General features: G+C 53.7%; 11 protein-coding genes and 1 pseudogene. All 12 read left to right on the top strand.

Annotation, left to right across the window (positions count from 1 at the left end; translation table 11 throughout):
• Positions 1-7 precede the first annotated feature (7 nt).
• A pseudogene (locus tag ACL02P_RS15965) lies at positions 8-1,228 on the top strand (DEAD/DEAH box helicase); the annotation flags it as partial.
• A gap of 128 nt (positions 1,229-1,356) precedes the next feature.
• The gene (locus ACL02P_RS15960; protein WP_009223697.1) at positions 1,357-2,253 is read left to right on the top strand and encodes a D-alanyl-D-alanine carboxypeptidase family protein; all 897 of its coding nucleotides are present in this window, start codon (positions 1,357-1,359) and stop codon (positions 2,251-2,253) included.
• Positions 2,254-2,492: 239 nt separating this feature from the next.
• Positions 2,493-3,356: an ABC transporter ATP-binding protein gene (locus tag ACL02P_RS15955; protein ID WP_009223698.1), complete on the top strand. Its 864-nt coding sequence runs from the start codon at positions 2,493-2,495 to the stop codon at positions 3,354-3,356.
• Positions 3,357-3,370: 14 nt separating this feature from the next.
• Positions 3,371-4,174, top strand: a complete 804-nt coding sequence (locus ACL02P_RS15950) for a hypothetical protein (protein ID WP_009223699.1) — start codon at positions 3,371-3,373, stop codon at positions 4,172-4,174.
• Between the two features lie 435 nt (positions 4,175-4,609).
• Positions 4,610-5,971, top strand: a complete 1,362-nt coding sequence (locus tag ACL02P_RS15945) for an FAD-dependent oxidoreductase (RefSeq protein ID WP_009223700.1) — start codon at positions 4,610-4,612, stop codon at positions 5,969-5,971.
• Between the two features lie 9 nt (positions 5,972-5,980).
• On the top strand, positions 5,981-6,172 hold the full coding sequence (locus ACL02P_RS15940; RefSeq protein ID WP_198136162.1) for a hypothetical protein: 192 nt from the start codon (positions 5,981-5,983) through the stop codon (positions 6,170-6,172).
• Positions 6,173-6,299: 127 nt separating this feature from the next.
• A complete protein-coding gene (locus ACL02P_RS15935; RefSeq protein ID WP_260071038.1) occupies positions 6,300-7,133 on the top strand; it encodes a formate/nitrite transporter family protein in 834 nt (277 codons plus the stop codon).
• Positions 7,134-7,724: 591 nt separating this feature from the next.
• Positions 7,725-9,794, top strand: coding sequence for a molybdopterin-dependent oxidoreductase (locus ACL02P_RS15930; protein WP_260071037.1), 2,070 nt, complete (start codon positions 7,725-7,727; stop codon positions 9,792-9,794).
• Positions 9,795-10,454: 660 nt separating this feature from the next.
• Positions 10,455-11,747: a group II intron reverse transcriptase/maturase gene (gene ltrA / locus ACL02P_RS15925; protein ID WP_020815955.1), complete on the top strand. Its 1,293-nt coding sequence runs from the start codon at positions 10,455-10,457 to the stop codon at positions 11,745-11,747.
• A 133-nt stretch (positions 11,748-11,880) separates the two neighbouring features.
• Positions 11,881-13,104, top strand: a complete 1,224-nt coding sequence (locus ACL02P_RS15920) for an MFS transporter (RefSeq protein ID WP_260071036.1) — start codon at positions 11,881-11,883, stop codon at positions 13,102-13,104.
• Between the two features lie 21 nt (positions 13,105-13,125).
• Positions 13,126-13,617, top strand: a complete 492-nt coding sequence (locus ACL02P_RS15915) for an N-acetyltransferase family protein (RefSeq protein ID WP_412837699.1) — start codon at positions 13,126-13,128, stop codon at positions 13,615-13,617.
• A gap of 115 nt (positions 13,618-13,732) precedes the next feature.
• Positions 13,733-15,502 carry a glutamine--tRNA ligase/YqeY domain fusion protein gene (locus ACL02P_RS15910; protein WP_412837698.1) on the top strand — a complete coding sequence of 590 codons (1,770 nt, stop codon included), beginning with the start codon at positions 13,733-13,735 and terminating at the stop codon, positions 15,500-15,502.
• Positions 15,503-15,556 lie beyond the last annotated feature (54 nt).

The following is a 15,556-nucleotide window of genomic DNA, read 5'->3' as shown; positions in this document are numbered from 1 at the left end:
AAACCTGTTGACAACTTTTGAGAGTTTAAATGTATCGCCCCTCCTGGTTCGCAAGCTGCAGGGACAAGGCATCGTGAACCCGACGCCGGTGCAGGCGGCAGCGATCCCTGTGCTGCAGTCGGGCGAGGACGCGATCGTGCAGGCGCAGACCGGCACGGGCAAGACGCTGGCGTTTCTGCTGCCTATTTTGGAGAAGATCCGCCCGGAGCGCCCTGAGGCGCAGGCGCTGATCATTACCCCGACGCGGGAGCTGGCGATTCAAATTACTGCGGAGGCCCGCAAGCTGGCGGAGGCGATGGAAGGCCTCTCCGTCCTGGCTGCCTACGGCGGTCAGGACGTGGAGCGGCAGCTGCGCAAGCTGAAAAATGGTGCACAGCTGGTCATCGGCACGCCGGGCCGGCTGCTGGATCATTTGCGGCGGGGCTCGCTGACGCTGGGCGCCGTTCGCTACTTGGTGCTCGATGAAGCGGATCAGATGCTGCATATGGGCTTTTTGGCTGAGGTGGAGGAGATTCTGTCACTCGTTCCGCGCAGCCGCCAAACGATGTTGTTCTCGGCAACGATGCCGGGCAATGTGAAGCGCTTGGCAAAAACATATATGGACAAGCCGCGCGACATCCAGATCGCCGAAACCTCGCGCGTGACGCTGGACAGCATCCGGCAGATCCTGGTGGAATGCACGGACCGCACCAAGCAGAGCGCGCTGATCGAGTCGATCCGCAGCCAGCGTCCCTATCTGGCCGTGATCTTCTGCCGCACGAAGCGCCGGGCCAGCACGCTGAATGAAGCGCTGCAGGTCGCGGGCTTCCAGTCGGACGAACTGCACGGCGACTTATCGCAGGCGAAGCGCGAGCAGGTGATGCGCGCGTTCCGCAGCGCGAAGCTGGAGCTGCTGGTCGCGACGGACGTCGCGGCGCGCGGGATCGACGTGGAAGGGGTCACCCACGTCTTCAACTACGACATTCCGCACGATGTGGACAGCTACATCCACCGCATCGGGCGGACGGGCCGCGCCGGGGAGAAGGGCGTGGCCGTGACGTTCGCCGCGCCGAAGGATATGGAGGCGCTGCGCCTGATCGAGCGGGGCATCGGCCGCAAGCTGGAGCGGCAGCGATATGAGAAGAGCGGCGCCGCCGGGGGCGCCTCGCGCGCGCCAGGGCCGGGCCGCCGTGGGCCGGGCCGCCGCGGGCAGAGCGGCCGCGGCGGAGGGCGAGGGCGCCGGGGGCGGTAGCCGGCGCCCTCGAATTTCCATGTAACTTCTTACGCACTCCATCCGTTAACGTTAAAAGGATAGTAGAATACACAACAGGTGCCTGAGAAACGTCAATCCAGGCACCGCCACAGGGAGGAACCAGGATGAACAGCAAGAAAGGCGTGGTGACTGCGGCGATGGCGCTGTTGTTAACAGCGGTATTAATCGCAGGCTGCGGCAAACAAGCGGCCGACGCTCCGCAGACACCGGCACAGAACAGCACGAACACGGCCGCCGGCGCAAATAACGGTGCGGGGGACAATGCCGCCAACGACACCGACACCATGGACGACCAAGCTACGGAAGGCAATAACGCAGCAAACGGCGGCATTACCGGGAACGGGGATTCCAGCGATTCGGCACAGGCCCCTGACGGTTCCAGCGACAGCAGCGGAGGGGACCGCGCAGCGATGGGGGATCCGTACAGCGTGGCGGTGCTGATCAACAAGCAATTTGCTTTACCGGAGGATTACGAGCCGAAGGATCTGGTCTATCCCGACGTCCGGTTTACATTCAAAGAAAAAATCGAAAAACGCATGATGCGCAAAGAGGCGGCAAAGGCGCTCGAGGAGCTGTTCGCTGGAGCCGAGAAAGACGGTATCTATCTGGCCGGCGTGTCGGCGTACCGTTCACATAAGACCCAAACGGCGCTGTTTAACCGTTACGTGGAGAAGGACGGCGAGGAAGTCGCGAAGACGTACAGCGCGGTTCCGGGCCACAGCGAGCATGAGACGGGTCTGGCGATCGACGTATCAGGCAGCGATGGCAAATGCGCAGCGGAAAGCTGCTTCGGTGACACGAAGGAAGCGGCCTGGCTGGCGGATCATGCCACCGAATACGGCTTTATCATTCGTTATCCGAAAGGGAAGGAAGACATTACCGGCTACAAATATGAGCCATGGCACCTGCGTTATGTAGGGAAAGAAATCGCGGCCGACATCGGCAAACGCGGCATTACGTTGGAAGAATACTATGATGCCGTCCCGGTTTCGGGCCAGTGATTTCATGGGATTTTTCGAGATCATGAGCTCATCCAGGAAAGACGCCTGCGGGCGTCTTTTTTAGATTTTCCATCCAGCGAAGGAACCTAATAAAATTAACAGTTGACACCTGATAATGATTATCAGTATCTTTAAGAAGATGAAGTTTTTATGAATCTAAGATGAAGTCGTGATATAGACTCTTTTTACAATGATACATTGGTGGGTTTATTCAGTTGGACACGGAAAGGATGAGTGCCATGGTTTCCTTAAAAACTTCGCATCTAGACATTGCCTATGAGGATCGTCTGATTGTCGAAGACTTAAACATTTCGATTCCTGAGGGGAAAATCACGGCGTTGGTTGGCGCGAACGGCTCCGGTAAATCAACGGTCCTGAAAACGATGGCTCGGATCCTTCAGCCGAAGTCCGGCAGCGTGCTGCTGAACGGCAAATCGATCCATAAGCAGTCGACGCGGGAAGTAGCCAAGCAGCTGGCGATTCTTCCGCAAAACCCAACCGCCCCGGAAGGATTAACGGTCTATGAGCTTGTATCGTACGGGCGTTTTCCGCATCAGAAGGGGTTTGGAGGTCTGAAGGCCGAGGACCGGAAAATTGTGGAGTGGGCGATCGAAGCCACCCGCATGACCGAGTTCAGTGACCGGGCCTTAGAGCATCTGTCCGGCGGTCAACGGCAGCGGGCCTGGATCGCCATGGCGCTGGCGCAGGAGACGGATATCCTGTTCCTCGACGAACCTACGACGTTCCTGGATATGGCCCATCAGTTGGAAGTGCTTCAACTGCTTGAAGAGCTGAATGCCACATCCAACCGGACGATTGTAATGGTTGTCCATGATTTGAATCATGCCGCTCGTTACGCGCATTACATGATTGCGATCAAGCAAGGCCAGGCCGTCGCTTCCGGTACACCGGAAGAGGTTGTGACCTCCAAAGTGCTGCGCGACGTGTTTGGCATCGAGGCGGATATCGTGACCGATCCGCGGAGTGGCGTACCGCTGTGCCTCCCTTATGAGCTGTACCGGGCTGCAGCCGAAGGCAAAGTACGCAAGGGCAAAAATGATGGACCGGAAGAGGTTTCGCCCAAAGTCGTCTCGTTCCTGTAGTGGGGGAACCAAAGATGAACATCAATTATCAGCTGCTGGAGCAGCAATTGGCGATTGTAACAGAGCAGCGGACGGATGCCTTTTTCACGATGCCCGCTGAGATGCTGTTGGATCGCGGGCAGCTGGTGGCTTTTTTGGAAATCTACCAGGAGAAAATTAAGGGGCTTGATCTTCAAGTATCCGCAACCTATTTCGCTACGAGCTGGCGGGTGGTGTGTGCAGCGCTGCACTACATGGGGTCGGTGGCCTCGGGCAAGCTGCATTTTTCGCTCGAAAATCTCACCCTGCAACTCGTGATGGTCAACGGATTCCCTTGGGTTTATTTTGTGCTGAACGATAAGGCTGAACAGCCTTGGCCGACCGGTGACCGTCTGTCCTGGCAGACCCGCGAGCTGACCCGTTTTTATGGCGAAGTGCTGCGACCAGTCATGGAAAATATTGCTGCAGTCTCGAAGCTGCCGGTTGCGCAGCTGTGGGGGCAGCTGCCGTTAGGCGTGCAATATTACGTCCATGCCATCGCCGGGCGTCTGGAGGAGGAAACCTTGCGTTCTCGGCTTCTGGAGGAGTACGAGTTCGTGAAGGAGCTGCCAGCCGAGGTATTTGGCCTAAAGCGCAATCCGTATCGGATCAAGGAAGTGTTGCTGGATGATCCTTATCGGCCAGGCGAGAAATCGCCGATGAAACCAACTTGTTGCTTAGCCTATCGGACGGACACCGGCCATGGCTACTGTTACGGATGTCCCAAGCTCACCAAGCCGGAGCGGGAGGCCAAATACGCCGAGATCCGTCAGCAGCTTGCTGCGGCTCAAGCGCAATAAAGAGACGGCTATCGCAGGGGTAAGGATGCGCGCGGTTGTTGGTTTCTACATACGCAATATGAATAACGAGCACTTGGCGATCCTGAAGAGGCTTCAGGAGTTGTCTAAGTGCTTTTCTTTTTTTCGATCCCTCAACCTTCCAGCTTAATATCCCAAATCGAAGGGAAGTCTGATAAGGGTTCCCCAATTCTGAACCAAAGGGATAATCGTGCAAAGAGGCGCGCGAGAAGGAGCCATAGGGGCCTTTCGGATATTTTAAATTGAGAAATTTTACTTTCTTTTCCCTCTTGCAATGTGAAAAAAGTCACACTATAATAAGAACCATGAAGTGAAATATTTCACAACAACTCGAGTTTTATAAGTGACGATTTTCACAAGTTAAGAAATTAGCTATACACAATCAAACAGGTATTGATTATGGAGGAGGAAGAAATCATGAAAGTAGCAGTTATCGGATGTACCCATGCAGGCACGGCGGCGATCGTTAATACGGCCAAACTTTACCCGGATGCGGAAATTACCGTATATGAACGGAACGACAATATCTCGTTCTTGTCGTGCGGCATCGCTCTTTATGTCGGAGGGATGGTTAAGGATCCTCAGGGGCTGTTCTATTCCTCGCCGCAGCAATTGGCTGAGCTGGGTGTAAATACAAAGATGCGGCACGAAGTCGTATCGGTAGATACGGATGCGAAAGTCCTTCAAGCCCGGAACCTGGAGACGGGCGAAGTGTTTGAAGATCGCTTCGACAAGCTGATTGTCACGACGGGGTCGTGGCCGATCGTACCGAAATTTGAGGGCAGTGATCTGGAGAATATTTTGCTTTCGAAGAACTATAACCACTCCAACACCATCATCGAAAAAGCGCAGCAAGCCAAACATATCGTTGTTGTCGGCGCAGGCTACATCGGCGTGGAGCTGGTTGAAGCGTTCCAGCTTAATGGGAAGCAAGTTACGTTGATCGATGCGGAGGACCGTATTTTGAGCAAATACCTCGATCCGGAGTACACGGACAAGATCGAACAATCGCTCCGCGAACACGGCATCGAGCTGGCTTTAGGCCAAAAGGTCACGCGCTTTGAAGGCGAGAACGGCAAAGTAACGAAAGTCATCACCGATAAAGGCACATACGCTGCAGACCTGGTGATCATGTGCATCGGGTTCCGTCCTAACACGGAGCTGTTAAAAGGTCAGGTCGACATGCTGGACAACGGCGCGATCATTGTGGACGAATATATGCGCACCTCGAAGCCGGATGTGTATGCGGCAGGCGACAGCTGCGCCGTCTTCTATAACCCGACAGGCAAGCATGCCTATATCCCGCTGGCAACCAACGCCGTTCGCATGGGGACGTTGGTAGCGCGAAATTTGGTTGCGCCAACCGTGAAGTATATGGGTACCCAAGGCACTTCGGGGATTAAAATTTACGAGGATAACATCGCCGGGACCGGTTTAACTTTAGCAGCGGCCAAGGACGCCGGTTTGGATGCAGAGGCGGTACTCATCACCGACAACTACCGACCGGAATTTATGCCAACCCATGAGCCGGTCATGCTGAAGGTGGTCTATGAGAAAAATACTCGCCGGATCCTGGGTGCACAAATCATGTCGAAGGTGGATCTGACTCAGTCGATCAACACGATTTCGGTATGCATCCAAAACGGAATGAAAATGGAAGAGCTCGCTTTCGTTGATTTCTTCTTCCAACCTCATTACAACAAGCCGTGGAATTTCTTGAACAGCGCAGGCTTAGAGGTGCTGCCGGAAGTTCCGAAGCGGGAAACTGTTCACGCCTAAGAAAAAAATATCAGCGAGTTCATTCGTGCGGGAGAATTCAAAGCGCTGGAGCCGAAGGAAGCCGCAAGAGCCATCTTTCTGGCGTTCCTGCACTTTCATCATCCTGCGCACTTCCGCCAATGGACGAATGAACGGATTGATGCAGATTTCGATGCCGTATGGCAGTTAATATTGGACGGGATCGCCGCACCATCCAAGTAAATGCACGGTTAACGTGATCTATGTTATTTTTTCGAGGTAGACTCGCACGCTACAATAAACACGTCTTAATAACGACGAATGACCTGTGAAGTGTCGTTTAGAAGTGACATATAAAGGAGACAGGATCATGGCTTATTCAAAACCTGCGCAAATTGCCGAAGTATCCGTGGAATATGGCGTCAAAAAAGCACATTATCCGCTGCTTACCGTATTGATTCTTGGTTTTTTGGGCGGGGCGTTTATCGCGCTTGGCTTCCTTCTTGATATTCGCGTGATCAGCAGCGCTCCGGCGGAATGGGGCAGTATCGCCAATTTCATTGGGGCTGCGGTTTTCCCGATCGGGCTGATCCTCGTGCTGCTGGCGGGCGGTGAGCTGTTGACCGGCAATATGATGGCTGTGCCGTTAGCACGGATGGCGGGGCGGATTTCCACTGGTGACGTGTGCAAAAATCTCGTCCTCATCACTTTGAGCAATTTCGTTGGCGCTTTGTTCGTTGCTTATTTTTTCGGGCATGTGGTTGGCTTAACAGCCAGCGGACCTTATCTTGAGAAGCTGGTCGATATGGCCGGTCATAAGCTGGACGACAGCTTCCTGCAAGCGTTTGTGTCCGGGATCGGCTGCAACTGGCTGGTTGCTTTGGCGGTTTGGCTGTCTTATGGTGCAGACAATATGAGCGGTAAAATCTTGGGCATCTGGTTCCCAACGATGGCCTTTGTCGCGATCGGCTTCCAGCACGTTGTTGCGAATATGTTCCTGATTCCCGCAGCGATCTTTGAAGGGTATTACTCCTGGGGCGAATACTTGGGTAACTTTGTGCCGGTATGGCTGGGGAATTTGACCGGCGGGGCCATCTTCGTGGCTTCGGCGTATTGGACTGCTTTTCTGAAGGATAAAGGGTCCAAAGACGCACAGGTTACTGAGTTGACTACGTCATCTGTAGCGGCGAGAGAACACGGATAAACCGGTTTGGTTGGGCTGGGCTGGGTTTGCTGTCTGTCGGAGCGCTTTTTACACCATTATCCCGATGAATCAGAAAGAATTTGTAAGGATAAAAGTGAGCCTCGACTAGCAGCAAACCAGCTAACCAGCAAACCAGCCGATCAGCTATGGGCTAGAAAGTTACCCTCATCATCCTTCATATCTTTATTAACCTCATTAACTCTCATCAACCGCCCCTTCCTTCGAATCTCTACCTCCCGAAAAGATACCTGAAGAAAGCGGATACCTGATCAAAATGGATACCGACCTAAGATGGATATCTAATCAAATACGGATATCTGAACGAAAGGGATACTTGTAAAGATGGATTATTAATCAAAGTTATACACCTGAACGAAGGGGATAATCGTGTAAAGAGGTGTGCGGAACACCCCCACACTCCGGCATCGGCCCCCGGCCCTGCCAACCTGCCATCCGGCCATCCGTCATCTTGACCATCCTACCACCTCGCCATTTCGCATTACACCATCCCGCCATAAGGAAATTCCCGTCTTGGGGTTTACGGCGGGGACGTTTATTCTTACAATAGGCTACAGACAGGAGGGGTGGAACATGATCCATGAACCTAACGGGGTGTTTCCTGCGGTTTGTCCGCTGGATTGTCCCGATACGTGCAGCTTGCTGCTTCATAAAGAGAATGGAAAAATCGTCAAGGTGACCGGCAACCCCGATCACCCGATTACGCAAGGCGCGATCTGCAACAAGGTCCGCAATATGGCGGAGCGGGTCTACCATCCCGAACGGGTGCTGTATCCCCTGAAACGCGTTGGACGCAAGGGGGAAGGGAAGTTTGAACGCATCACCTGGGATGAAGCGATCCAAGAGATCGCGGATCGTTATAAGGGATTGATCCGGGAGTATGGGTCGGAGTCGATCCTGCCGTACAGTTTTTACGGCAATATGGGGATCTTGAGCGTCGATGGGATGGACCGGCGGTTCTTCAACCGTTTGGGCGCGACGCAGCTGCAACAAGGCATATGCAATTCCGCGGGCACTGCGGGATGGAGATATACGATGGGATTCGGCGGCGGGACGAGCCCGGAAGAGACGGTCAAGGCCAAGCTGATCATCGTGTGGGGCGGCAACCTCGTTAGCACCAACATGCACCAGATTGCCCTGATCGAAAAAGCCCGCAAACAGGGAGCACAGCTCGTCGTCATCGACGTGCACCGCAACCGGACAGGACAGCGGGCCGACTGGTTTATCCCGCTTTATCCGGGCACGGACGCAGCGTTGGCGCTTGGGATGATGCACGTGCTGTTCGAACGTGGCCTGGTGAACGAAGCGTTCTTGGAACGCTATACGGTTGGCCATGCCGAGCTGCGTGAGCACGTGAAGCAGTACACGCCGGAGCGTGTGGCGGCGATCACCGGCGTACCGGCCGAGTCGATCGTGAAGCTGGCCGTTCTGTATGGCGAAACTTCGCCCGCCTACATTCATATCGGCAACGGCCTGCAGCATCACGACAATGGCGGGATGACGGTCCGCACGATCAGCTGCCTGCCGGCATTAACCGGCCAGTGGCTCGTGCCGGGGGGCGGCGCCTACAAATCCAACGGCGCTTACAGCAAGATGAATGCGACCGCGCTCGAGCGCCCCGATCTGCGGCCCAACCCGGGCGCGCGTACGGTCAGCATGAACCAGCTGGGTGACGTCTTGTTGACGCTTGATCCGCCGATCCGCGCCTTGTATGTCTACTGCGCCAATCCGGCGGTTGTAGCCCCGGATACAGGGAAGGTGGAGCAAGGTCTTCTACGGGAGGACCTGTTCACCGTGGTGCATGATCTCTTTTTGACGGACACGACCAAATACGCGGATATTGTGTTGCCGGCGACGTCCTCTTTTGAAAATACGGACTTGTACGGTTCTTACTGGCATCATTATATCCAGCTTCAAGAGCCGGTGATCGCTCCCCGGGGCGAAAGCAAAAGCAACGTCGAAACGTTTAAGCTGTTGGCGGCCGTGATGGGGTTTGACGACGATGCGTTCCGCGACACGGAAGAGGATATGATCCGGCAGGCTTTGGATTTCAAGCATAATCCGTATCTGGAAGGCGTGACGCTGGAGAAGCTGAAGGAGCAGCGGTTCGTGAAGCTGAACATGGAACCGCAGCGAACCTGGCTCGACCATCTGCCGACCCCGTCGCGGAAGATCGAGCTGTATTCCGCCACGCTGGAGCGAGCAGGACTACCGCCGTTACCAACGTATGTGCCGCTGGTGGAAGGCTATGACGGTGAGCGCCGTCCCGGCAAGGACACGCCGTATCCGCTGATGTTTATCTCCCCGCCAAACCACAGCTTCCTCAACTCAACGTTTGGGAATGTGGAGAAGTTAAAGGCGCTGGAGAAAGGTCCGGTGCTGCAAATTCATCCGGACGATGCCGCTGCGCGCGGGATTGCGGATGGGGACGAAGTGACGGTGTGGAATGACCGCGGCAGCTACGACGTTACGGCGTCCGTCACCGACAAGATGCTGCCGGGCACGGTGGTCAGCCAAGGGTTATGGTGGCAGCAGGAGGACGGGAAGCGTACGCGCGCGAACGCCTTAACCCCAGACCGGTTGGCTGATATGGGCGGCGGAGCGGTATTCTTTTCCACCGTGGTGGATGTTAAGCGCCGATAGATATGTACTTGCCTGAGTTGCGTTTTTAGGCGATACTATTATAATCTGGGCGTTGTACAAGCAAAATTTGCCGAACCATCTGATTTGATCGTGGGGGGCCCTGGTGGCCCTCCTTTTTTGTATAGCGTGCCCAGCTAAGCACGCATCTTCTAACCGGTGAAAGTCCGGTCGCGGGAGGGGCCAAGCCCCCGCGTAGCTAGGATACCTGCGTATGGCGAAATCTGTGCGTAGAAGCGTATCGACGAAAGTATCTGTCAGAGACAGGGCGAGCGACATATCAGGCCGTAACATGAAGTGAATCCTGCCGCATCGTCAAAAAGGCCTCGCAAGAGGGAAAAGAGGAAGCCGAGTCTCGTGTATATGGACGAAGGCCATGGAAGCTGTTCAGAACTTGGAGCGACAGCGAAGAATCCTCCGGTGTAAAGGGAACGGCATGGTATGAAAGAGGATGCAGTGAACTGGGGAGACCCTCCCCTGCACGGTAATTTTTTTTTTTTTTGAAAACCGTAAAGAGTCGCTCTATAAACCCGAAAGGTGAAGTGAGCGTGCTGCAGGAAGGGAGTCCGAGGGGCTCATACTACCAAGGAACCGCAGGACAACACAACCTACGGGAGGGAAGGAGCCCTGCTTTGTTCAAGTTTCTGAAGGAGGTACGAGTCAGTGAATGCCAAACGGCTAACCACACCAAAGGAAAACGTTCAACAACTCCAAGAGAAACTAGGTCATGCGGCCAAGGAAAGCAAGAAGCGAAGGTTTCACGCGCTGTACGACAAGGTCTACCGGCTAGACATCCTTTGGGAGGCATGGCAAAGAGTGCGAGCCAATAAGGGGTCGGCAGGAATTGACGGAGAGACGCTGGCAGACATCGAGAAACAGGGAGAAGTACTGTTTGTGCACGAATGTCAACGTCTTCTAAAGGAAGGTAACTACCATCCGCAACCTGTAAGACGCCACTACATTCCGAAGAAAGATGGCAAACAGCGACCGCTGGGTATTCCCACGGTGAGAGACCGCGTCATTCAGATGGCAACTAAACTAGTCATTGAACCCATCTTCGAGGCAGACTTTCAAGAAACGTCATTCGGGTTTAGGCCAAAGAGAAGTGCGAAGCAAGCGCTAGATCGCATCCGGAAAGCATGCAACCGTAAAGGGAATTGGGTGGTCGACGTCGACATCCAAGGCTACTTCGACAACATCAATCAGGAGAAGCTTATGAAGCTGGTCGAAATGCGAATCAGTGACAGGCGAATCCTGAAACTGGTGAGGAAGTGGTTAGGCGCGGGAGTAATGGAGGAAGGAAAGATCAGACGTTCAGATTTAGGAACACCGCAAGGTGGGGTCATTTCACCGCTCTTGGCGAACATCTACCTGAATTACTTCGATCTCTTGTGGGAACGGCATGGCAGTAAGGTTGGGGAACTCACACGTTACGCGGACGATCTAGTGGTCATCTGCAAAACAAAGAAGGATGCGGACCGGGCGTATGAACTCATAAGAGCGATTATGGAACGCCTTGAACTAACCCTTCATCCAACGAAAACGCGCATTGTCGGACTATGGACAGGAGAAGATGGCTTCGACTTCTTAGGTATGCACCATCGAAAGACCAAAGCCGAAACTTCCAAGGGCCAAGTGTACTACACAACACAACAATGGTTGTGTCGCAAGGCCGAGGAGCGGATACGGGAAGTCGTGAAGGAGCGGTTAGCCCCACCGAGCATGCGCCACAAAACATTCCAGGAACACCTAGAATACCTGAACCCAAAAATACAAGGGTGGCGTAACTATTACTTCACAGCCTACAGCCAAAAGAAGATGGCAAAATTAGATTGGTACATCCTACAGCGGTTCGCAAAGTGGTATGCCAAGAAGCATCAACGTGCTCGTTGGTTGAGTTCACTACGCGAAGTGAAATCATTATCCATACAATATGGACTCAAGACGCTTTTGTAATCTGTACGCACATGAATGACGAACATCGGAAAGCCGTATGAGGGAAAACCTCACGTACGGTTTGATGAGGAGGGGCAGAAATATTCTGCCCTTTACTCTAGTATGTAACTGTTGCAGCAGAGGGGGAATAACGATGAGATGGCTGCAGTCTTATCCGCGGGAAGTCAAGGTGTTTTTAATCGCAAGCTTGATCAGCTCGGCCGGCGGTTCGTTGATGTGGCCTTTGGTCACGATGTTCGTGTTTAAAGTGCTGGGGCGGACAGTGACAGATGCCGGTCTGGTTATCCTCGTCATGTCCGTCGGCGGGATTGCAGGTCAGCTGCTGGGCGGAGCGCTGTACCATCGTTTAGGCGTCAAGCGCTTGATCGTTGGCGGTCTTGCTTTGACGGCACTATTCCTGATGCTGCTGCCCTACGGAAGCGGGAATTGGCATTTGTTTATGCTGCTGATGCTGCTGGTTGGTTTTTTTAATGCCACGACGATGCCGGCCATCCAAGCGTTTATCGGCTTTCGTTTTGCCGAGCAGCGCGGGGAACTGTTTAATGTCATTTACGTTGCCAACAATATTGGTGTGGCTTTGGGGACGGCGATCAGCGGTTTTTTGGCACAGATATCGTATGACCTCAGTTTTATTTTGAATGGACTCACATCGGCGGGGTTTGCCTTGTTTTTTTGGTTTTATTTGAACAAAGTTCAAAAAACTCAAGGCGAGCTGCAAGTGCAGAAGCGCAAAAAAACGGTGGAAGGACAAAGCGTCTGGACGCTGATACGCTGGTATCCTGTTTACCTGTTTATGGGCGTGGGGTCGTTTTTTCTCTGGCTCGGGAACTGTATTTGGAACAACGGCGTATCGCCGTATATCATCTCCCAAGGCATGCCGGAGTGGAATTATAGTATTCTCTGGACGCTGAACGGTTTATTGATTTTTGTGGGGCAACCTTTTACTTTATGGATAAAACGGACCTTTGCCGGCTCCCCGCAAGCCCAAATGACGGCGAGTGCCATATTCTACATGCTGGGTTACGCTACAATCTTAAGCTTTCATACGTACCCGAGCATGGTTGCGGCAATGGTGCTCACCACCTTCGGCGAAATGCTGATCTCTCCGGCGATTCCGTCGTTTATCTCTGACCGGACAGGGAAGGCGGCGCCGTTTTACCTCGGTTTGGTTGGCGGGATGGGAGCGGCTGGCCGCGTTGCTGGACCTTATGCGATGGGCATGCTGTTTGACTGGAACGGACTTACGCCGGTCGCTTGGCTGGCAGTGGGCATTGCGGCGCTATCGGTGGTATCCTTCTTGGTGCATGCCGCTGTGAACCGGGAGAGTGGCCCGCAGCTGTCGGGTTTGGCTGAGTGAGTAGTAGAAAGGATGAAGTTCATGAATCACCGTGAAATCTGGACGCGTTTATCGGAAATGCGTGATGCGGCCGCTTTAATAGAAATTGACAAGATCACCTGGGATTATAACAACACGCCAGCGGAAAAAATGGAATGGGAGTCGAGGGAGCAGTATTTGCAGAGCTGCCCGCCGGGAAGCCAGATCGTGGCTGGGATTGGCGAGGAGATCTGCGGCTATATCGGTTTTAAGCCGCCGACCCCGCTGCCCAGCAACCAACATGTGCTTGAGCTGAACATCGCGATCCATCCGAAGTACCAGCGGCAGGGCGTTGGGCGGGTGCTGATGGATGCCTTAGTGAAGTTGGCGGCCGAGCGGGGCGTGCGTAAGTTGTCGCTGCGCGTGCTCGCCAGCAATCCAGGGGCCATCGCTTTTTACAAAAACTGCGGGTTTGTGGAACAGGGCCGGCTTGTTGAAGAATTTTTGATTAACGGAACGTATGTTGACGATATATTAATGTGGAGAAAGGTTTAGCCGATGAAGTCCCGATTCAAGCGCGGCGCGTGAAGCGTCCGTTAGTACTTAAGGCATTGAACTCTTCGGAAGATATCGGTATATTTAGAAGAAGAAAATTCGGGGAAGAACTCGAATGGAAAGGTTGATACCCGTGGAAAACAACTTCACCCCTCCCAATTTTATTAAAAATATCATTTCGGAAGATTTGAAATCCGGCAAGGTGAAAACCGTAGTTACGCGGTTCCCGCCGGAACCAAACGGTTACCTACATATCGGACACGCCAAAGCGATCTGGATCAACTTCGCGTTGGCGGACGAGTTCGGCGGACGGACACACCTGCGGTTTGACGACACCAACCCGGTTAAAGAAGATGTAGAGTACGTCAACTCGATTAAGGAAGACGTGAAATGGCTGGGCTTCGAGTGGGAAGAGCTGCATTTTGCGTCGGATTATTTTGAAGAGATGTATAATCGTGCCGTGCTGCTGATCAAGAAAGGCAAAGCTTACGTTGATGATCTCAGTGCGGACCAAATTCGCGAGATGCGCGGAACGCTCACCGAGCCGGGGAAAAACAGCCCATATCGCGACCGATCGGTTGAGGAAAACCTTGACCTGTTCGAACGGATGCGGAACGGTGAGTTTAAGGATGGGGAAAAGGTGCTGCGTGCGAAAATCGATATGGCGTCGCCGAACATCAACCTGCGTGACCCTGTCATTTACCGGATCGTGCATGCAACCCATCATAACACCGGCGACAAATGGTGTATTTATCCGATGTACACGTTTGCTCATCCGTTGGAGGATGCGATCGAAGGCGTAACGCATTCCTTATGCTCGACCGAGTTTGAGGATCAACGCCCGTTCTATGATTGGACGATCGCCGAAACGGAAATGCCGCACGTGTCCCGTCAATACGAATTTGGCCGGTTGAATTTGACGCAAACGGTGACCAGCAAGCGGAAGCTGAAAAAGCTGGTGGATGAAGGCATCGTTGACGGTTGGGACGATCCGCGGATGCCGACGATTTCCGGTCTGCGCCGCCGCGGCTATACACCGGAAGCGATCAAAGCGTTCGTCTACGAAACCGGGATTTCCAAAAATTTCGGGAACGTGGATCCGAAAATGCTGGAGCATTTTATCCGCGAGGATTTGAAATTGAAAGCTCCGCGGACGATGGCGGTGCTGGACCCGCTGAAGGTCGTAATCACCAACTATCCGGAAGGACAAATCGAATGGCTGGATGCGGAGAACAATCCTGAAAATCCGGACATGGGCAGCCGTAAAATTCCGTTCTCGCGGGAGATATACATCGAACGGGACGACTTCATGGAGAATCCGCCGAGCAAATATTTCCGTTTGTTCCCGGGCAACGAAGTCCGTCTGAAAAATGCCTATTTCGTGAAATGCAACGATGTGATCAAGGATGCGGACGGCAATGTGGTGGAGATCCACTGCACGTATGATCCGGAAACGAAGAGCGGCACCGGCTTTACCGGCCGTAAAGTGAAAGGCACCATCCACTGGGTGGAGGCTACTCAAGCGGTACCTGCCGAATTCCGGTTGTATGAGCCGCTGATCCTGGAAGAGGAAGCGGAGAAGACGGCAGACGTGGCGTTGGAGGAAACGGTGGAGGGCCTGGTTGATGAGGAACTGCGCGATGCTGCGGAACCGGCCGCTGAAGCTGCCGAGGAGAAATCGTTCCTCGATCTCATCAACCCGAACTCGCTGACGATTGCTCACGGATTCGTAGAGCCTAACATGAAGGATGCCAAGCCGCAGGATAAATTCCAATTCTTCCGGCACGGGTATTTTAACGTGGATACGAAATATTCGAAGCCGGGTCAACCGGTGTTTAACCGTATCGTGTCGCTGAAAAGCTCGTTCCAATTGCCGAAGGCCTAAGCCATTAACGGCGGCAGAACCTTGCGTACAAAAAGGAGCCTTGCAGATCTCTGC

Origin of the sequence: Paenibacillus sp. MB22_1, assembly GCF_047200555.1 — a bacterium.
Classification (GTDB): domain Bacteria; phylum Bacillota; class Bacilli; order Paenibacillales; family Paenibacillaceae; genus Fontibacillus; species Fontibacillus phoenicis.
This window is presented reverse-complemented; position numbering and strand designations above follow the sequence as displayed.

Excerpts from the sequence above, each read along its gene's own strand:
- ACL02P_RS15960 (WP_009223697.1), top strand. The coding sequence starts at position 1,357 with ATGAACAGCAAGAAAGGCGTGGTGACTGCGGCGATGGCGCTGTTGTTA.
- ACL02P_RS15955 (WP_009223698.1), top strand. The coding sequence starts at position 2,493 with ATGGTTTCCTTAAAAACTTCGCATCTAGACATTGCCTATGAGGATCGT.
- ACL02P_RS15950 (WP_009223699.1), top strand. The coding sequence starts at position 3,371 with ATGAACATCAATTATCAGCTGCTGGAGCAGCAATTGGCGATTGTAACA.
- ACL02P_RS15945 (WP_009223700.1), top strand. The coding sequence starts at position 4,610 with ATGAAAGTAGCAGTTATCGGATGTACCCATGCAGGCACGGCGGCGATC.
- ACL02P_RS15935 (WP_260071038.1), top strand. The coding sequence starts at position 6,300 with ATGGCTTATTCAAAACCTGCGCAAATTGCCGAAGTATCCGTGGAATAT.
- ACL02P_RS15930 (WP_260071037.1), top strand. The coding sequence starts at position 7,725 with ATGATCCATGAACCTAACGGGGTGTTTCCTGCGGTTTGTCCGCTGGAT.
- ACL02P_RS15920 (WP_260071036.1), top strand. The coding sequence starts at position 11,881 with ATGAGATGGCTGCAGTCTTATCCGCGGGAAGTCAAGGTGTTTTTAATC.
- ACL02P_RS15915 (WP_412837699.1), top strand. The coding sequence starts at position 13,126 with ATGAATCACCGTGAAATCTGGACGCGTTTATCGGAAATGCGTGATGCG.
- ACL02P_RS15910 (WP_412837698.1), top strand. The coding sequence starts at position 13,733 with ATGGAAAGGTTGATACCCGTGGAAAACAACTTCACCCCTCCCAATTTT.